We start from the raw sequence: 20,054 nt of genomic DNA, 5'->3' as shown, positions 1-20,054 counted from the left end.
GGGATTTTAAAATCCCAAAAGCCTTTCGACCCCAATTATTTGACTGCTACCCCTTGACAGGTCAAGACAGTATCTACGGCTAATTGAGAATGCTGCAATATCTCAGTTTAACCGGATTTTTAAATTAGCAATTAGCAATTACCCAATTAGGAAATATGCTGACTTCTACTAATTTTAGCGGCTTGTTAAATGAGCGGTTTTTCCAAAATTTATTGCCTGTTCCGGCGAGTAATGTTCTGAAGCTGGGACAGATGACGCCAGATTTTGAATTGCCGGATATTAATAATGGCAAATTGGTGCGGCTGTCGAATTATCGGGGCGATAGACCGGTGGTTCTGGCTTTTACGCGGATTTTTACAGAAAAGCAATATTGCCCTTTCTGTTTTCCTCACATTAAAGCTTTGAATGAAAACTGGGAAAAATTTGCCGATCGCAATATAGAATTATTGATGGTTGCCAGTACCGACGATCGCCAAAGCCAAATTGTGGTTAGAGATTTAGGCTTGAAAATGCCTCTGCTTTCTGATCCAGGCTGTCAAGTTTTTCGGGATTATCAAGTCGGTCAGGCTTTAGGTGCTCCTTTGCCCGCTCAGTTTGTTTTGGATGCAGATGGAAAACTCCTCTTCAAACATTTGTTTTCTTTCATAGACCACAATGCTAGTGTGGAGACTTTGTTGAAATATGTCGGTAAGGAAACCGCTGCTGTGTCCTAATTAGGAGTTTTTCACCGCTGATGCACGGGGGTTTAGGCCCATCAGCGGGATTTTTTCACCGGTTGACACTAGCTGCGACAGGTCTTTAGTAATAAATACTTATTGTGCCAATTTCGATGGCGGAATGTTGCCATGTTCGCTCGACATTAATCTAGGCTATAGCTTGAAGGTACTTAGTACAAGTTTAAGCCAATGTCGTCTCCCAAAGATCGATCGAGCAAAATTGAATTGAGCATCTTAGCGTCGCATCCTGAGTTGTTGACAGGTTTAGATGCGTGGCTGCGGCTAGGTTTACTTTCGCCCGCTGAAGTTGAGGAATTGTGCCGACAGTATTTAGTCTGCCCACTCAGAGATCCCGCTGTAGATTTTTCTGAAATTGAGAACCCGCGAGATCCTATTGCCGATCCAAAAGTACCTGCCTTATCAACACAAAAAGCAGTACCTAGCAGCCGTGAAAGCGTTGCTAGACCCACAGAAACTACTCAAACCCCTAATTTTATCGCTCAAATTTTGCACTCGCTAATGGCAGAAATTAGCGTGATGTGGCTGTTGTTTTTAGGAGTGTTCATGGTAGTTGTCTCCTCTGGAGTCTTAGCTGCCAGTCAGTGGGAAAGATTTCCTGCCGCCGGACAATATGGAGTTTTATTAGCTTATACTTTAACCTTTTGGGCGATTAGCAGTTGGGCAAACAGACAGCAGAATTTGCACTTGACTGCTCAAACTTTGCAAGAAGTGACGCTGTTGCTAGTGCCGATCAATTTTTGGGCAATGGATACTTTTGGATTGTGGCGGTATCCTTGGGATTGGGCGGTAGCAATTGCAGCGGCACTTATTTTGACATGGATAACTGCCCGGATTATCAAATATCAATATCAAAGCGGTTCAGGAAAAAACATCACTCGATCGATCGCCCTAAATCACTTGGGATTGAGTTATTTGCACTCTTGGTGGGCATTTGCCGGCTTTGCCCTTACTGCGGTTTATGTGGGTACAGTGGGAACTGCTGCTACTACAGTTTATCAAATTCAGCAACAACGATTGCAATCTATCCAAGGTGGGGGAAATACTGAAACATTCCCCGCTGGTTTCAGTTTGAGCAGAGATTTTCTGACTTACAAAAAAGCAGCTTTAGTAGCTTATTCGTTAGGGATTCTACTGGGTCGAGCGATATTTGTCAAGGATGTAAATATCGCTGAAATGGGTTTAGCTTTGGCGATTTGTGGCGTGCTTTTAGCATGGCTGGATTGGCAGCACCCCCTCACATCTGGGACTATTGAAAACAATATATCCGACCAGCCAAATCCCGGCAACTTTTTTAAATGGCAATTAGTGGGAGGGGGTTTGTTGGGTTTGGGGTGGCTGGTTTGTTTTCGCGACATTCCGCTACAGGCGATCGCCGTTAGCGGATTGGCTGTTTGGTTTTTTTATAACCGTTTAGTGCGGTTTTGGCAAAAGTTTGATTTGCTAATGCTGGAGGCGGTGGGACTTCAGAGTATTTGGCTGTTTTGGCGAGTGCTTCCTTTAGGGATTAAAACACAACTTGTGGCATTTTTAACTCAGCTTACCAACTCTCAGGAAACTCCTTGGGCTTTTTGGGGTGTTCTGCTGTTGCCTTATTTAATGTTAATGGTAAGTGTGGCGCAGTGGCTCTACCGCAAGCGAAAGTTTCAACTTGCCAGTTTTGGGGAAAAGGTTGCTCTCGGTTTGGGGAGCGTTTTAACTGTTATTAGTTTTGTCAATCCGTTTTGGCGATCGCTCAATTTATTAGTCTCTACTTTAATTTTAGGTTGGATCGCTTGGAAATACGTAATTCCCGATAATTCCCGGCGAGTTTCGAGGCCGGATTCTGCGGCTGAACAACCGGGAAATCCGGCAATTTTGGTTCCCATAACTCACATTATGGGTTTAGGCGCGATCGCATCTGCAATTGACTTATTTTTCCCAAACCTGACACCCAATATTTGGTCGGCAATATTATTAATATTCATGGCGAGTGAATGGGTATTTTTTGTCGGGATGAAAGCGGCAAATTTCCGAGAAAACTCTGCATTTTTTCGCTGGCATCCTGCATGGTTTCAAAGTTCGTGGTATCTGGGCTTAGTATTAGCAGGAGTCAGCTTTGTCTTGTTGCAAAATTATTTGATTGCGGGTACTGCCACTCATCGCCCTCAGTGGAGTTTACTCTGGCTGGCGACTCCTTTGGCTTTGACTGCTGTTGCTAAATATACTGAGGTTCCTCACAAACGAGTTGCTAGTACCTTTAGTACGATCGCCCTAATATTTGCCCAATTTCTAATTTTTACTTTTCCGGGATATCGGTTAATTGGTTTTGGTTTTGCCGCCGGATTAATGTTGGTCAATACTTACTATTTAGTAGAGCTACCAGCGGCTGCGATTGGAGTGGGATTTGGCTTGAGTTTCGTAGCTGCGGCGATTTATGAATTAGGTTTTGTTTCGGGTTGGGATTGGGGAATTGCCGGGGCGATCGCTCTTTTGTGTCTGTGGTTGCTTCGCAGCATGATTGTTCGTTTTTCCAGCCGTTTGCCTGAATCTTCTCAATTAGCTCAAATTTACGATCGAGCTTTAGATGGGTGGGCAATCTTACTCGCAGGCTTACTGTTAACAACTATTACTTTTTATTCCTATGAACTCTACGCAGCCAGTAGCTTGAGTTTCCCGCCCTCGGCTGAAGTTTTGGCTGCTATTTTGGTGATAATGGCTGCGATTATTTTCCGAAGTTTACGGCAACTTTCCCCTCTGGCAATTTATGCCTTGGCTTGGAGTTTGGAGTTGTTGACAGCAGTGGGTTTAAGTTTTGTCGATCGCACTACAATTAATTTGGCAGTTGCTAATATCGCTCTCGGATTGTTTACGCAATTGTTGGGGGATTGGTGGCGGCGCCGTCACCCCCATCCAACAATCTTACCTAGCATTCATGTTATACCTTTGGTTTATGGGGTATTGGGTTTAACTTTCCGATCGCACACTTTGACAAATTGGACTGGTTTAACTGTGTTGGGGGCGTCTTTAATTGCGATCGGCATTGGTAGGCGGGAACCAGAATTCAAACCTTTGGTTTATTTAGGATTAATTGGCGTTTCCGTTGCTGCTTACGAATCGCTACTATATCAAATTTTTCAAACACCAGGAGGAGCTTTTGGAGACGGCTTAATTGTCCTAGCCACTCTCGGCACAAGTTTAACATATATCTATCGCATTTTATCTCCTTGGCTCAGCAATTATTTACATTTAACTAACGCAGAGTTAAAAATATTTGCTCACCTGCACTGGGTTTTGAGCAGTTGGCTGCTGATTTCAGCTTCTGCGAATGATATTAAGTCCGGTATAAGTTTAGGATTAGTCACTGGTGCTTTATTAGTTCAATATGCTTTCTTGCAAGGGCGAAATAATCTCGATCGCCAATGGGCAGAAATTTGGATTTACTTGGGCTGGCTAGAAGCCTTTGGCATCCGGCTTTATTGGATCAATACGCCTTTAGTTAAGTATATTTCCGGGCCGCTGGGGCCTTGGAAAGTTGCCCTCGCTTCTCTATTTGCCTATTTCATTTACATTTTGCCTTGGGAAAACTGGGGTTGGTCAAAAAAACCTTGGCAGGTAATTGCTTCGCTGATTCCAATAGTTACTATTTTGGAAAGTCCGGCTAAGTTTTATCCGATTAGCTTGCTGATAGCTACTACCTTCTATTTTTTCCTGGCTTGGGAAAGGGAGGAAGTCCGTTTTACCTATGTAAGTGTGGCGATAATTGACTGGATAATGCTGCGGTGGTTCTGGCAAATAGGATTGACTCAGCCAGAGTTTTATGTTACTCCTTTAGGACTTTCTTTACTTTACATTACTCAGTTCGTGAAGCGTAGCTATCCCGTAGGGAATCGCACTCTCAAATTACCAGCACAAAAACCGCTGCGCCACACTCTGCGAATGCTTGCAACGGCGCTGATTTGCGGGATGCCTCTTTTGACTCAGCAAAGCCACGGTTTAGTGGCGGCAGCTTTTAGTTTGGTGGCGATTGCAGCGGGTTTGGCGCTGCGAGTTCGGGCGTTTTTGTTTGTGGGAACGGCTGTATTTTTAATCAATGTTTTCTATCAGTTGGTGGTTCTGATTTTCGATTATCCGCTGATTAAATGGGCAATTGGTTTGGCTTTTGGCATTGCATTTATCTGGATTGCTGCTACTTTTGAAACTCGGCGCGATCGCATTTCTGCTGTTGTGCAGCATTGGGTTGTGCAATTACAATCCTGGGATTAGATTCATCGATAAGTTGCTTTTTTTAACTGGTATTTTTTAATTAAAAACCCGGTTTCTCACAGAAACCGGGTTTTCAATCAACAGTATTTATCCGTTGTTAGAGCCGATTAATGGCTCAATGCGAATTCGGGCAATTTCGGCTCAGATGAACCATCGGGCACTACCTTGACCTGACCGTTTTCATCCACATCAACGATCGCCTTTTGGCCGTCTTTCAGCTTCCCAGACAGCATTTCCTCAGCCAGTACATCTTCCAACAACCGCATGATTGCGCGGCGCAAAGGTCGAGCACCGTAGCTGGGATTGTAGCCTTCTGTAACTAACAAGTCCTTGAACCGGTCTGTCACCGACAAAGTAATACCCTGTTCGGTTAAGCGGCTGAAGACTTGCTGCAACATAATGTCCGCAATCTGCTTCACTTCTTCCCTGTTCAACTGGCGGAAGACGATAATCTCATCCAAGCGGTTGATAAATTCGGGACGGAAAAACTGTTTCAGTTCTTCGTTTACCAAGCTGCGAACGCGGTTGTACTGAACGTCTGCTGCACTGTCAGCAAACTCGAAACCGAGACCGCCGCCGCCTTTTTCAATTACTCGCGAACCGATGTTTGATGTCATGATCAGTAGTGTATTCTTAAAGTCTACTGTCCGACCTTTAGCATCAGTTAAGCGGCCGTCTTCCAAGATTTGCAGCATCATGTTGAAGACATCTGGGTGAGCTTTTTCGATTTCGTCGAACAAGATGACTGTGTAAGGACGGCGCCGGACTGCTTCTGTTAGTTGGCCACCTTCGTCGTACCCAACGTAACCCGGAGGCGAACCGATGAGTTTGGAAACCGTGTGGCGTTCCATGAATTCGGACATATCTAACCGAATCATGGCTTCTTCTGAACCGAAGAAATATGTTGCCAGGGCTTTTGTAAGTTCCGTTTTGCCGACGCCTGTGGGCCCGGAAAAGATGAAACTGGCGATCGGGCGATTCGGATTTTTCAAGCCTACCCGCGCGCGACGGATAGCCCTAGAAACTGCGCTGACAGCTTCTTCTTGACCGATCAAGCGCTGGTGCAAAGTATCTTCCATGTGCAGCAGCAATTCCGATTCGGATTCGGTCAGCTTGCTGACTGGTACTCCCGTCCAATTAGCCACGATGTGGGCGATGTCTTCTTCGGTGACAATGGGAGAAGTTTTGAGTTGGCTTTTGTTGATCGTAGCTTCGGCGATTTCGGCTTCAATTTCTAATTCGCGATCGCGCAATTTTCCAGCTTTGTCGAAGTCTTGCTCGCGCACTGCTGCATCTTTTTCTTTTGTTACAGCAGGCAGTTGCTTTTTGAGCTCTTTAACTTCGGGCGGGGTTTGCGAATTCATCACGCGGACGCGGGAACCTGCTTCGTCAATTAAGTCGATCGCCTTGTCTGGCAAAAACCGATCGTTAATGTACCTGTCTGACAGTGTGGCCGCTGCTTCTAAAGCTGCGTCGGAAATTGTCAGTCTGTGATGCTGTTCGTAAGCCGATCGCAACCCGTACAATATTTCTATGGTTTCAGCCACGCTCGGTTCACCGACTTTTATCGGTTGGAAGCGCCGTTCTAAGGCAGCGTCGCGCTCGATGTGTTTGCGATATTCGTCCAAGGTAGTGGCGCCGACACACTGCAATTCGCCTCTAGCAAGGGCGGGTTTGAGCATATTGGAGGCGTCCATGCTGCCTTGAATTGCGCCTGCACCGACTAAGGTGTGAATTTCATCGATTACCAGAATGATGTTGCCTGCAGCGCGAATTTCGGCCATGATTTTCGTCAGCCGTTCTTCAAATTCGCCTCGGAACTTTGTACCAGCAATCAGCGAACCCATATCGAGGCTGATTACTTGTTTGTCTTCTAAAATTTCCGGGACGTTTCTATTAACAATTCGCTGGGCTAAGCCTTCGGCGAGGGCTGTTTTGCCGACTCCCGGTTCGCCTACTAACACTGGATTGTTTTTCGTGCGGCGGCCGAGCACTTGGATCACGCGCTCGATTTCATTTTCGCGGCCCACCACGGGATCGAGTTTGCCGGCTGCGGCTAACTTGGTCAAGTTTGTGCCGAATTCTTCTAAAGTTGGGATTTTGCGATCGCCGCTATCTCCCCTACCTCCGGGTACCGCCGCGACTTCTCCGACGGCACGAATTACCTGCGTGCGGACTCTCTGGCGATCGATTCCCAAGTTTTGCAGCACCTTCGCCGCCACCCCTTCATCGTCCTGAATCAGCCCCAGCAGGATGTGCTCGGTGCCAATGTAATTGTGGCCTAACTGCCGCGCTTCGTTCAGGGCAGTCTCAAAAATGCGCTTGACGCGGGGCGTAAAAGGAATTTCTGGCGGGAGGAACCCGGAACCTCTACCGATGATATTTTCGATTTCATTGCGCGCCTCTTTCAAGTTGAGGCCCATATCCAGTAATACTTTTGCAGCGATGCCAGTGCCTTCGCCGACGAGCCCCAGAAGAATTTGCTCGGTGCCTACAAAATTGTGACCGAGGCGCCGCGCTTCCTCTTGGGCTAGCATGATTGCTTTAATGGCTTGTTCTGTAAAGCGTTCAAACATATTTTTTCTATCCTACTGTCTTGGCGAGGGCTGTATCGCTGCTGGTGAGGAGCGATTTGGAACACTACACAAATTATAGATGTAAATTTTTGTGTATTTCCTTCTATAACAATGTATCTTGCTAAAGGGGTAGGGACAGTGGGGAGAGCCGAATAGTAGGGGTGTGGTTGCCGTCAATCGATTTTAGATTTTAGATTTTAGATTAAAGGATTGAAGCATTGATCCCACGGATAAATACGTTCGGCAAGTTTCTCGGATACAGGTTTTTTATTTCTGGACGGATGAATCCAGGGGCTTGTATCCTGGATGCTTGATTGTCAATAATCATGCTATCTGCTGTGCCTCAATTTACTTTCCCACGGCCACTCTGTCAAGCATTCTCTCAAATAAAGCCAGCGAAACTGCTTCGATCGCGAGCGAGGAATGCTTTTGTTTGCAATGACGCGCGGCGATGCAGAGTATTTCGCCCCAAAGCCATTTTATTTTAACAGATTAAGGGACTTCTGGGATCTCCGGCTCGCAATGGCAAAATTGGCCACGTTTTTCAATTGCTATTATTTACATACTTGCCGGAGAAATTACCCGGAGTTTAGCCGCCTGTTTTTTTCTGCTTTTAACTTTTTTAAGCCTGACAATTTTATCTTCTTTTAAAACAATTTTATGGTATATGACTGCGAATAGATTCGAGCAGGTGCACGAGGTTTCCATCGTCTCCCACCATAACTCGATCTAGCAAAGGTAGGGTGCGTGACTTTAAATAGATTCGAGCAAGTGCACAATGTCTAAACAGTCACGCACCATAACTCGCTCTTCACCTGTGGCTCGCATACTTGCCGGAGAAATCATAAAAAACTTAAGAAATGTACTTTTTTGGTGCTTTTGCCTTTTTAACTATTACACTTCGCTACTTTTAAAGCCATCGTGAAAGCAACTGTTCAATTACTTTCACAAAGCCGATCGCAATTTGGATCAATGGCCAACCCACCAAACAAATTAACACCGCCCAGCGAGTTTTAATATCCAAACCTTGGCGAACCGCCACAATTACAGCTAGCAAACTCCACACAGCTAATATCCGCTCAATTCCTTCTCCCAGCAAAGGAATTAGCGTTAAGAAATTCAGCACTTGGGGCGCGTAGGCAAAGCCGATCGGAACCAGCAACTCCTCATAAGTTACGTGACCCGGTTTCAGCCACTCCCCGATTTTAAAGATAGTGAAAGTCCAAAAATAATAACCCCCCGCGACTGCCAAACCATCTATCAAAAGTCCTAGAAATAATACTGATGGCTCAGTTCGGTTGATCAACAAGATGGCAGCACTACCCAACACGCGGGACAGCGCAGCTAAAATTACAATTGTTAAAGCTATTCGCTTAGTTCTGCGAGTGTAGGGAGTTTTTTCGTAAAAATTGCCGTTCAAAGAAAGTGCGTTCCAAAGCGTTGCGCCCAAACCTGCAATTGAATCTTCTCCTTTCACGTTGAACTCCTGCTCCTCAAGATAGTTGACAACTTTTACAAAATAAGCTCTAATACAGCAGAATTACCGAAGTATTTCTAGGTAATTAAGTAATTAATTGGCATTCTACCAGATTTTATTAAATGCTAAGATTGATTTTACGGATACTTGCATGGCTGCGCGGGGGAAGTTTAAATTTGTTGCTTATCGCCGGTGTGATCCTGATAATTTGGGGCATTCTTTCGCCGGTGGGAACTGTTATATGGTGGCTGAATCAAAGTGCCGAAACTTTTGGTCTCAAGAAAAATCCGCCGGAGATATTGCCACAGAACAACGGCAATCTAGAAGCGCGTAAGTCTTCGCCACTCAATTGTTATATCATCTTTTTAACGGGAGTTGGCGATTTTTCGGGGGACGAATTAACCCCTGGTGAAGAGTTGTTTCTCAAGCGTTTAGTTAAAAGTCATCCGCAGTGCGTAGCAGTGGGCGATGTTTTTCCTTATTCAGCTTCTAACAAAAGTTTAGGAGGAGAGCGCTGGCTAGCTCCTTTTTGGCGGTTTGCAGAACAGGCAAAAAAAGGGCCGATTGCGGGGAATATATTCATTAAAATTCGCAATCTATGGAGGTTTGCAATTTCTCTAGATTATCGCTACGGCTTTGCATACAATCAGGGAATAGCTAATGCAATTATCGAGCGGATGAATGCTCAATCTCCCATTTCAGTTAATTCTCAAAAACCTGTGAAAGTTATTTTAATTGGCACTAGCGGCGGAGCACAAGTTGCTTTGGGTGCTACTCGCTATCTTAAAGAATGGCTGAAGGCAGAAATTACGGTTGTTTCGGTTGGGGGCGTGTTTTCGGGAGAAAATGGTTTTGCAGAAGCCGATCGCATTTTCCACTTTCGCGGCACTCGCGATTCAGTTGAGGATATTGGCGGCATAGTTTTTCCCAGTCGCTGGTACTGGTACGCGACTTCTCCTTTCAATCAAGCTCGTTTGCAAGGCCGCTATGCAGCAGCTTTTAGCGGCCCTCACAAGCACGACGGCGATGAGGGATATTTTGGGGAAAATCTGGCGGCGGATGGTAAAAAGTATGTAGATATAACCCTGGACAAGATTAATCAATTGCCTGTTTGGTCTGAGGGCGCGTCTGATTGATAAATTCTTGCGTATTCGATAGCCATTAGTTATTAATTGTGTCATTGTTGGTTGTGCGTTGCTTGAAGCTTGGCCTTGTTGCCTTCCAGTCTCTACATCCAATGCCCAATGCCCAATGCCCAATTCCTAATTCCTAATTCCCCATTCCCTATTATCAATGTCTAGACCAACATTATATATTGCCATCACGAATCACGGATTCGGTCACGCTGTCCGAGTTGCGTCCGTAGCTGCAAAAATTCAAGAATTAAATCCAGATATTTTACTAATTATCACAACAACAGCACCTCGCTGGCTGCTAGAATCTTACATTAGTGGCGACTTTATCCACCGTCCCCGCGCTTTTGATGTGGGTGTGGTGCAAGCTGACAGTTTGAATATGGATAAAGACGCGACGCTGGAAAAATTACGGGAAATTCGGAAAAAGCAAAATTCCCTAATTGCCAGCGAAGTTAATTTTATCAAGCAAAATCGGGTGGGTTTGGTGCTGGCAGATATTCCTCCTTTGGCAACGCGAATGGCGGCAGCGGCTGGGGTTCCTTGCTGGATGATGAGCAATTTTGGGTGGGATTTTATCTATCGAGATTGGGGCGGGGAATTTGTAGAAATGGCAGATTGGATTGGTGAGTGTTTCGGAATGTGCGATCGGCTTTTTCGTCTTCCTTTGCACGAACCGATGCCAGCTTTCCCAAATATTCAAGATGTTGGCTTAACTGGCGGCAACCCTCGCTACAGTAACGATAAAGTTCGGGAAGTATTCGGAATCGAAACACCGCTGGAAAAAACTGTATTGTTGACTTTTGGGGGACTGGGTTTAGAGGAAATTCCTTATCAAAATTTACAGCAATTTAGCGACTGGCAATTTATTACTTTTGATGCGGGAGCACCCGATTTGCCGAATTTGATTTATGTCAAAAATCAGGACTTTGCAAAATCTTTCCCGATTTTACCGCGTCCGGTTGATATTATGCCTGTCTGCGGGCGCTTAGTTTCTAAACCCGGATACAGCACTTTTGCGGAAGCTTTGCGCTTGGAAATACCTGTTGTTTCTATCATGAGAGAAGGTTTTGCAGAAGCTGCGGTGTTGCTGGAATGGCTTCAAAATTATGCGGAACATCAAATTGTGACGGCGACGGAGTTTTTTGAGGGGGATTGGAAGTTTTTGCGACAACCGCTGCATCCGCCCCGTTTGTCGGGTAAATTGGATAAAAATGGTACCGAGGCGATCGCCCAAGCTGTTGTAGACTATTTTTATTAGACCTCGACCGAATAGTAAGTTTTGAACAGGCATCCTGCTTGTTCCACAATAATTATTGGAGAGGTCTAATATACCAGTAGTAGTGGTAGTAGTGGTAGTGGTAGGTTGGGCCCGTGGAACGAAACCCAACATCCAATTAATGAGTGTTGGGTTTCGTGCCTCAACCCCAACCTACATAATAAAAAAGGAAGAAGTAAGATGTAACAATAGGAGAATATTTTTGCAATAGTTTCTTTGAAAATCCCAAATCTCAAATCCCACATCCCAAATCCTATGACTCATTACCAACAAATATTCAAAATTAAAACTACAGGGAAGTCTTTGTGTAAAATTACCGATCAGATAGAAGATGCGGTGGCGACTTCAGGTATTAAAACGGGACTTTGTAGTTTATTTTTGCGCCATACTTCTGCTAGTTTGGTGATTCAAGAAAATGCTGACCCGGATGTACTTAAGGATTTGGCTAACTTTTTAGCTAAACTGGTACCGGAGGGCGATCGCTACATTCACGATGCGGAAGGCCCAGACGATATGCCGGCGCACATTCGCACGGCGCTGACTCATACTTCCGAACAAATCCCGATCGATCGCGGCAGGTTGCTGTTAGGAACTTGGCAGGGAATTTACCTGTGGGAACACCGCCAGCGGGGTCACATTCGCGAATTAGTTGTTCACGTCAGCGGCACTTGATCGGAATTTGTACCTCGCTGATTTTAGTTGCTTCCGGCGTCATCGGGGAATTGTAAAAAAAACGGCGCGGCGGCCCGACTATTTCGTATTCAGGATGTTCTTGAAGCCAATCTTTGAGTTTCTGGAGGTTATTTTCGTAGCTTTCCCAAGTGTAGGCCCCGCCCACGCCAATGCTGACAACCGTCATCGGCGAAGTATCCGTGATTTCTACAGCGGAGTTAACGCTGCTGGGGGCGATATTTGGTGTGGGATAGAGGAACGAAACTTCAGCTTGGGGAACAGCATCGATTGCCTCGGAAGTTTCCGTATAGCGCGCTTCTACTGGCGTTGTCATCGCAATTTGGTTGTTGCTGATGTGTTGAAATAAAGGATTGAAGGCGATGCCAGTTGCTTGTCGCAAATCGCCCGCGTGGGTGTAGGTGACAGCGCGGTACTGAGGATATTGCTTCACTTCTATCACCCCAATCTGTGCGGGTTCAGGGAATCCAGTAGGTAATACCATTTGAGATTTAAAAGTTGAGATTTTACATTGAAGAATGGGGAAAGACTGACTCCGCAAGGGTTTGGAACTTGCTTGCAGTTGCATGGTTTTTGGCAACTGATATAAATAGGCTGAGATTGTTTGCAGACAATCGTTCAGGTGGCACAATTAGTTTAGCAGTTATTTAAGGCGCTGCTAACTATCGATCGCCTAGAATTAGTTGAGAGATTATTAATTAACCTCGTAATAATACGGACGGCACTGACTAAGCAGAGAAACATTAATCTAGTTGTGCTTGAAAAATTAGCGTTTTTCAGGTGTTTGCTATTTGTGTCGGAAAATATTCGGCTGTTGGGCCCATCGATCTGTGCGTTCTCAGTTATTGGGACGCTTATCGCGTTCAGTAACGCCTATCAATTATACCGCTTTCAGGGAATGACGTATGAAAAAGATTCTAGTGATTGAGGACGAGCAAGTAATTCGGGAGAATATTCTCAAACTCCTCAAAGCTGAAGGTTTCGACGTGACGGGTGCAGAAAATGGATCGCAAGGTTTATATGCGGCGGTGTCAAATCTTCCCGACGTGATTATTTGCGACGTGATGATGCCAGAACTTGACGGGTATGGGGTGCTGATGGCCTTGCGCTCTAATCCTGTTACTGCTACAGTACCTTTTGTTTTTCTCACCGGTAAAGCCGATCGCTCTGAAATGCGGCAAGGTATGGAATTGGGGGCAGATGATTACCTGACTAAACCTTTTAGTAAAGCTGAACTTGTGGGCGCGATATCGAGCCGCTTGAAAAAACAAGAAGCTGTTGCTGAACAGTACAATACTTTGCGATCGCAAAGCAGCGAATTTATCCAAAAGACTGCCGACAAACTAGAGCAGATCAAAACTCGTTTGTGCAACGCACTGGAACGAGAAGAATTCCAAGTTTACTATCAGCCGCAGGTCAATGTCCAGACTGGTAAAATTATGAGCGCAGAAGCTTTAGTGCGCTGGGTACATCCAGAAAAAGGGCTGATTTCGCCCGCAGAATTTATTCCCCATGCCGAAGAAACTGGCTTCATTGTAGAGTTAGGTGAGTGGGTTTTGCAGACAGCTTGCAAGCAAATGCAAGTTTGGCAAAATGCTGGTTTTTCGGGGCTGCGGGTAGCGGTGAATCTGTCGCCGCGCCAATTTCACCAACCGGATCTCAGCAGCAGAGTTGCCCAAATTTTAGCAGAAACTGGTTTGGAAGCGAGCAGTTTAGAATTAGAGCTGACAGAAAGTTTGATGGTAGAGGATGCCGAAAGTGCGATCGCGACTTTGCAACATTTGAAAAATTTGGGAGTTTGTATATCTCTTGACGATTTCGGCACTGGGTATTCTTCTTTAAGCTATCTGACGCAATACCCATTCGATACTTTAAAAATAGACCGATGTTTTATCAGCAATATTACCGATGGTTGCACAAATGCAGCGATTGTGAAAGCTATTATTGAAATGGCGCACAGTCTCTGTCTTGAGGTAATTGCCGAAGGAGTTGAAACAGAAGCAGAAAAAGATTTTCTCTGGCGCTATAAGTGCGATATAATGCAAGGATATTTGTTTAGTCCTCCTTTGGCTGCAGCGGATTTTGAATACTTGTTAATGACCGGAAAATAAAATATCTATAAAGTCAATATAGAGCAGATAATTAAGTGCCATAGTCGGGGTAAAATAGGGTTTTATAATCTACCAGTAACGTTGACTAAATCAAATCAAGCAATACAATAAATAAGGAGGTTTACATAGCTGTTAAACTAGCTCGATAGTATTTTTAGCTATTTTGTCCAAATTCCTTGTCATTGTCAAGCTCGGAGAACGGGGCGTGCTGATGCAGTTTGGTAAAGTGCAATAACACTTAGTCGTAGAAGAAAATCACGTAATAACCCCCACAGTTTATACTGTAAAAAAGTTGAGCGTCAGGGTGCAAAAACAGGAAAGTTCCGCTGAAGCTTTTTCAAAAAAATTGCAATATTTTTTCACATCTGTAGCGCTAAACAGGCACATTCTATTAGAATACCAAGCTATTTTTAAACAAATAGATGATGAAAAATAAGTCATTGCTCGCATTATATATCCGGCGGTTGAAGAAGTATTAAAAGGAGTAATGGCTAAATACACGGCTGAAGAAATTATTACTAACGGGGAGAACTTAAAGCCGGAGTTGATATTTTTTTACCTCCAAAAGGAAGAACCGATCCTCCGATTTAGAGCCACAAGACATCGTTACCAGGCACAAGCCTGGTAACGATGTGGCAACAGTGTTTTGTAGGAGATACTCGATAGTATTTTGAGTAAGATGCCGCCACGGATTTAAGCTGAATAAGCAGGGAAAGTCATCGCGTGTTTGGCCTTGACGTAAACTTGCTGATCTTGCTTGAGCTGTAGATAATCGAAGCGATCGCGACTTACGTAAGCTGTTACTACCTGACCCGATTCTAACAATAACTGGGTTTGAATTTCGCGTCCTACATGAATGATGCGGCTGACTTTTGCTAATGCAAAACCAGACTCCGGCTTAGTTTGAATTTCCACGTCATGGGGGCGCCAAAATACTAATTCACAATGAGCCGCTCCATTATTTTGAGCCGCTGTACCGTTGCTCGCGAACAAACCCGCAGCATTCGGCAACACATTGACAGGCCCAATAAAAGTCATCACAAAAGCTGTTGCCGGTTTGTCGTAAATTTCAGCAGGAGTGCCAACTTGTTCGACTCTACCTTGGTTCATCACCACAATTTCATCGGCTACTTCCATAGCTTCTTCTTGGTCGTGAGTCACAAAAACTGTGGTGATATTAACTTCTTTGTGAAGGTTGTGCAGCCACGATCGCAATTCTTTGCGGACTTTAGCATCTAATGCTCCAAAAGGTTCGTCTAGCAGCAGCACTTTCGGTTGAACTGCTAGAGATCTCGCCAAAGCAACCCGCTGCCGCTGACCCCCGGAAAGTTGCGAAGGATAGCGATCGCCCAAACCTTTCAACTGAACTAAATCTAAAAGTTCATCAACCCGCCTGCGAATAGAGTCTTTAGGAACTTTGCGAATTTCCATCGCAAAAGCAATATTTTTCCGAATAGTCATGTGTTTGAACAAAGCATAGTGCTGAAACACAAAACCAATATTCCGTTCCTGCACCGACTGGTGGGTAGCATCCTCGCCGATCAGGTAAATATGACCCGTGTCCGGCGGTTCGAGTCCGGCAATCATCCTTAGCAGAGTCGATTTCCCCGAACCGGAAGGCCCTAAAAGCGCGACTAGAGAGCCGTTTTTTATTTTCAAACTCACGTTGTCAATCGCGTGGAAGGAGCCGAAGTGTTTCGATACGTTCTCAATTGTAATGCTCATGACTTTGTGTACCTATTTTAGGAGTTGATGGTATTAACTCCATATATCTGACCGATTTACAGTAGTATATCCTGAAATTAATATTTTGCAAGGTCTGTAACTTTTTGTATTGTATTTCGAGCCATCCTGATGGGGACGGCGCTTGGAAGTTGACGCTGGCGGGCCGTCTGAGTTAACCCGCGAGGGTTTTCAGATGTGGCTTTAGCCGTAAAGGCGATCGTCGGAGAATAAGCCATGCTGAAATTACGTAGAAACCGGGTTTGATGGACGAAAATACTGCATCATAACCTTTAAAACCTTTAATCCCGGTAAAAAACCCGGTTTCTTTGCCGTCGCTCTATCTATATTTTACCGCTGCCGACAATTCCCCGACTCCCGGCGATATTAAAGATTTCATGTACAAATTGCTCAATCTGAGGTGCGATCGCACACAATTTAGATCACAATAGTTAATTCAGAAGCCCGCCAGCTTCACCTTTGAGAAACGGACAGAATAGTAAATTCTAACCAGAACACCACTATGGGAAAACCAACAGGCTTTATCGAATTCTTGCGCGAACTGCCCTCCGAACTCTCACCAGTCGAGAGAGTCCACAACTGGGACGAATTTCACCTACCGATGGATGAGGACAAACTCCGCAGCCAAGGCGCGCGCTGCATGGATTGCGGTATTCCGTTTTGCCACACGGGCACAATTATCAGCGGCATGGCCAGCGGTTGCCCGATTAACAACCTCATCCCCGAATGGAACGACCTAGTATATCGCGGACTGTGGAAAGAAGCCCTTGACAGACTCCACAAAACCAACAACTTCCCTGAATTCACCGGCCGCGTCTGTCCCGCCCCCTGCGAAGGCGCTTGCGTGCTCGGCATCAACAACCCGCCAGTCACGATTAAAAACATCGAAGCCTCGATTATCGATAAAGGCTGGGATGAAGGCTGGATTGCCGCCGAACCACCCGCCAAACGCACCGGCAAAAAAATCGCCGTCATCGGTTCCGGGCCCGCCGGTTTGTCCGCCGCCGCGCAACTAAATAAAGCCGGTCATTGGGTAACAGTATACGAAAGAGCCGATCGACCAGGCGGCCTGCTAATGTATGGCATCCCCAACATGAAGCTAGACAAAGAACAAGTCGTGATGCGCCGCCTCAAAGTCCTCGAAGACGAAGGCGTGACATTCGTCTGCAACACCGAAGTCGGCAAAGACTTGCCAGCAGAACAACTGCTAAAAGAATACGACTCCGTTGTGCTCTGTACCGGCGCCACCAAACCCCGCGACTTGGGCATCCCCGGCCGGGAATTAAAAGGCATCCACTTCGCAATGGACTTCCTGACTGCGAACACCAAAGCAGTTTTAGACAAGAGCACCAACGGCAACTTCATCTCCGCCGAAGGCAAAGATATCGTGATCATCGGCGGTGGCGACACCGGCACCGACTGCGTGGGCACATCCATCCGCCACGGCTGCAAAAGCCTCGTACAGCTAGAAATCCTGCCCAAACCGCCCTCGGAACGCGCGGCCAACAATCCCTGGCCTGAATGGCCAAAAGTCTACCGTCTCGACTACGGCCAAGAAGAAGCCGCAGCCAAATTCGGCGATGACCCCCGCGGCTATCTCACCACGGCGACAAAGTTCGAGGGCGACGAAAACGGCAATGTCAAAGCTGTGCACACCGTTGAGGTGGAGTGGGCGAAAAACGAGAAAGGGCAGTTTATTCCGAACCACATCCCCGGCACCGAAAAAGTGTTGCCGGCACAGCTTGTTTTGCTAGCGATGGGCTTCCTCGGCCCGGAACAGCCCTTGCTGGATGACTTGGGATTGGAACGTGACGCCCGCAGCAACGTGAAAGCCGAGCACGAAAAATATACAACCAGCATTCCGGGAGTTTTCGCGGCTGGTGATTGTCGCCGGGGACAAAGTTTGGTGGTTTGGGCGATTAACGAAGGGCGGGGCGTGGCCCGGGAGTGCGACCTTTATCTGATGGGGAGCACTGATTTGCCTTAGTTGGTAGGTGTGGGTCGATCGAGATTGTTTAATTTCCCATAATTTACAGCTTATTCCATGTAGATGTAGATCGCGATCGACCGGGTTTCGAGCAACAGAATCAGTAATGATGCGAGAACTGTAAAGAAACCCCTTGACACTCCCCGAGCTGAAGCTACGGGGATTCTTAAGACAACAATTGGAGTCTTAAAGGCGATGCCAAAGCACCTCTACCGATTCCACTTAGATCGAGTCCAAGCATTATCGCTACTTTTCTAGCAATGTTCGCACAACCGTTACAATCTGCATTGATTAACCAACCTTGAGCCGTTCGGTACAAACCGCGTTTAACTCGTTTACCACTAGGAAGCCACCCTTCGGGTTTTTCGCCAAATTTAGGTAGCAAATCCTTGTCAACAAACGAAGCTTTAGAAGAATACGATTCTTCTGTTTCAACGAACCTTAAACCGTATTGCTCGCACAGTTGAGCTATTCTGTCTTTCAGTCTGCCCGTAGGGATTTGTACAAACTTTTGATTAGTTTTGCTTCCCATATTGGTAGACTCTTTTTGTCCTTTATTCCAACCAAAAACAACTGTTCCAATTTTGTTGTCTAAACAGTGCTGAATTACTTTCCTTGCTGCTTTGTTAACAGCGTCTCGCATTTGGCGATTCCGTTTTTCAGTTAATCCTGCCAACCGTTTAGACCAGTAGCCGTTAGATTTCCCCTCCCTAAGAAAAGCAACCCGTTTATTGTATCCTTGGTTGAGGGACTTGAGATGCTTGCCGTCAACAATAAAACTTGTGCCTACATTGCTCACGCAGGTTAGCCAGTTGTCTATTCCGTGGTCAATTGCCAAGCATTTAGCCTGGTCTACATTTGCTTGAACATCCTCTGTTTTGTAAATTAACTCCAAGTAGAAACAGCCATTTCGAGGAAGTATGCGATATTCTCGAATAATCTTAAAATCCAGATTAGATGGCATTGGTAGGAAAAACGCATCTAACCCAAACCACGCCTTAACCTTGCTTCCCAGAGGAAATCGCAGCATCCCATTCTTAAGTTTTACGGATCTTCCTGTAAATGTCACAAGTGCCATTCCGCCTTTACGGTATCCCGGCAATTTAGGACACTGCGTAACCGTTCCATCCTTAACTCCTCTGAGTAAGCCCATAAAAGACTTAAAAGATTCTGCTACCCCTGTTAGAATTTGCTGAGCTGTATCTGAATAGAACGCTTGATAGTGCAAGTTTCTATTTTCATTTCCCAAGACTTTATGTAGCTTGGCACGGTTCGGGATTTTCCCAGTTTTAAAGTATACCTGGCGAGCATAATAGATACCGCAATTAGTAAGCTTTGCTGATTCAGAACACAGATATTCTAAGATTGATTGAGTACCTGAACTAGCTCGAATTAGATGTTGCTGACAGCCGAACATTGCTAAACCCTCCTGTTATTTAGAGTACAGCAAACAACAGAACAATCTATTAATAAATGTTTCGATTCTGAACGCAAAAAGACGAAACAAAGCCGTCAAGCGAAGGACGGGGCTTCAGACCCAATTATTTGGTGAGAGCGCGGTGTACTTCATAAACCTGGAATACGCTGTATTATGCCCGTAGGGGCGGATTCGCCAAGATTTTGATTTAAAAACCCAAAATGTTGTAAACCCGCCCTTTGTACCTTGAAATAGGTAGATTGCGATTTACCGTTGGGTGGGGGCGGGTTTACGAAATTATGGATTTTAGGCAAATATTGTTGGTGAAACCCGCCCCTTGTATCTTAGGAATCAAAAATAAATAAGTTGATGAGTTATCGGTTATAACTGACATCTTGCAGCAATATCAATAAGAGGATTTTTCGTGGGGTCGGGCGGGTTTATAGAACCTATTTGCAAGCTTTAAGGCTGTTGGCGAACCCGCCCCTACGGCTAATTGAGAATGGTGCAAGATATCAGTTATAAGGAAAAAATTTTAAGATTACAATCTTCACTCCTACAGAGATCAACTTACAACTGATTTTTCTCTTTAACTATTCTAATTTACTTTTAAATCGATGTCTGATTCTAATTCACTTGAGTCAGAAATGAAAAACGGTTCT

12 protein-coding genes are annotated in these 20,054 nt (G+C 45.4%); 7 read left to right on the top strand and 5 right to left on the bottom strand.

The window, feature by feature from the left end; all coding sequences use genetic code 11:
• The first annotated feature begins 155 nt into the window (after positions 1–155).
• The gene (locus QT987_RS19035) at positions 156–713 is read left to right on the top strand and encodes a redoxin domain-containing protein (protein WP_333242889.1); all 558 of its coding nucleotides are present in this window, start codon (positions 156–158) and stop codon (positions 711–713) included.
• A 192-nt stretch (positions 714–905) separates the two neighbouring features.
• Entirely contained in the window at positions 906–4,979 is a 4,074-nt protein-coding gene (locus QT987_RS19030) for a hypothetical protein (RefSeq protein ID WP_333242886.1), read from the top strand.
• Positions 4,980–5,086: 107 nt separating this feature from the next.
• Here QT987_RS19030 and QT987_RS19025 read toward each other — a convergent pair whose 3' ends face one another.
• A complete protein-coding gene (locus QT987_RS19025) occupies positions 5,087–7,555 on the bottom strand; it encodes an ATP-dependent Clp protease ATP-binding subunit (RefSeq protein WP_333242883.1) in 2,469 nt (822 codons plus the stop codon).
• A gap of 910 nt (positions 7,556–8,465) precedes the next feature.
• Positions 8,466–9,032, bottom strand: a complete 567-nt coding sequence (locus tag QT987_RS19020) for a hypothetical protein (protein ID WP_333242880.1) — start codon at positions 9,030–9,032, stop codon at positions 8,466–8,468.
• Positions 9,033–9,154: 122 nt separating this feature from the next.
• On the opposite strand from QT987_RS19020, the gene QT987_RS19015 reads away from it, so the two are divergent.
• From QT987_RS19015 to QT987_RS19005, 3 genes are all read left to right on the top strand, one after another.
• On the top strand, positions 9,155–10,168 hold the full coding sequence (locus tag QT987_RS19015) for a hypothetical protein (protein WP_333242877.1): 1,014 nt from the start codon (positions 9,155–9,157) through the stop codon (positions 10,166–10,168).
• Between the two features lie 157 nt (positions 10,169–10,325).
• The gene (locus QT987_RS19010) at positions 10,326–11,426 is read left to right on the top strand and encodes a glycosyl transferase (protein ID WP_333242874.1); all 1,101 of its coding nucleotides are present in this window, start codon (positions 10,326–10,328) and stop codon (positions 11,424–11,426) included.
• A 273-nt stretch (positions 11,427–11,699) separates the two neighbouring features.
• On the top strand, positions 11,700–12,116 hold the full coding sequence (locus QT987_RS19005) for a secondary thiamine-phosphate synthase enzyme YjbQ (RefSeq protein WP_333242872.1): 417 nt from the start codon (positions 11,700–11,702) through the stop codon (positions 12,114–12,116).
• On the opposite strand, the gene QT987_RS19000 is transcribed toward QT987_RS19005, so the two are convergent.
• Entirely contained in the window at positions 12,103–12,618 is a 516-nt protein-coding gene (locus QT987_RS19000; RefSeq protein WP_333054040.1) for a heme-binding protein, read from the bottom strand. The two genes, QT987_RS19005 and QT987_RS19000, sit on opposite strands and share 14 nt — an antisense overlap.
• A gap of 421 nt (positions 12,619–13,039) precedes the next feature.
• On the opposite strand from QT987_RS19000, the gene QT987_RS18995 reads away from it, so the two are divergent.
• On the top strand, positions 13,040–14,245 hold the full coding sequence (locus QT987_RS18995) for an EAL domain-containing response regulator (protein ID WP_333209458.1): 1,206 nt from the start codon (positions 13,040–13,042) through the stop codon (positions 14,243–14,245).
• Between the two features lie 693 nt (positions 14,246–14,938).
• On the opposite strand, the gene QT987_RS18990 is transcribed toward QT987_RS18995, so the two are convergent.
• The gene (locus QT987_RS18990; protein WP_333242868.1) at positions 14,939–15,970 is read right to left on the bottom strand and encodes a sulfate ABC transporter ATP-binding protein; all 1,032 of its coding nucleotides are present in this window, start codon (positions 15,968–15,970) and stop codon (positions 14,939–14,941) included.
• A 520-nt stretch (positions 15,971–16,490) separates the two neighbouring features.
• On the opposite strand from QT987_RS18990, the gene gltD reads away from it, so the two are divergent.
• Entirely contained in the window at positions 16,491–17,975 is a 1,485-nt protein-coding gene (gene gltD / locus QT987_RS18985; RefSeq protein WP_333054045.1) for a glutamate synthase small subunit, read from the top strand.
• Positions 17,976–18,141: 166 nt separating this feature from the next.
• On the opposite strand, the gene QT987_RS18980 is transcribed toward gltD, so the two are convergent.
• The gene (locus QT987_RS18980; RefSeq protein ID WP_333242865.1) at positions 18,142–19,392 is read right to left on the bottom strand and encodes a transposase; all 1,251 of its coding nucleotides are present in this window, start codon (positions 19,390–19,392) and stop codon (positions 18,142–18,144) included.
• Between the last annotated feature and the right edge of the window lie 662 nt (positions 19,393–20,054).

Origin of the sequence: Microcoleus sp. SVA1B4 (assembly GCF_036700545.1) — a bacterium.
Classification (GTDB): domain Bacteria; phylum Cyanobacteriota; class Cyanobacteriia; order Cyanobacteriales; family Microcoleaceae; genus Microcoleus.
This window is presented reverse-complemented; position numbering and strand designations above follow the sequence as displayed.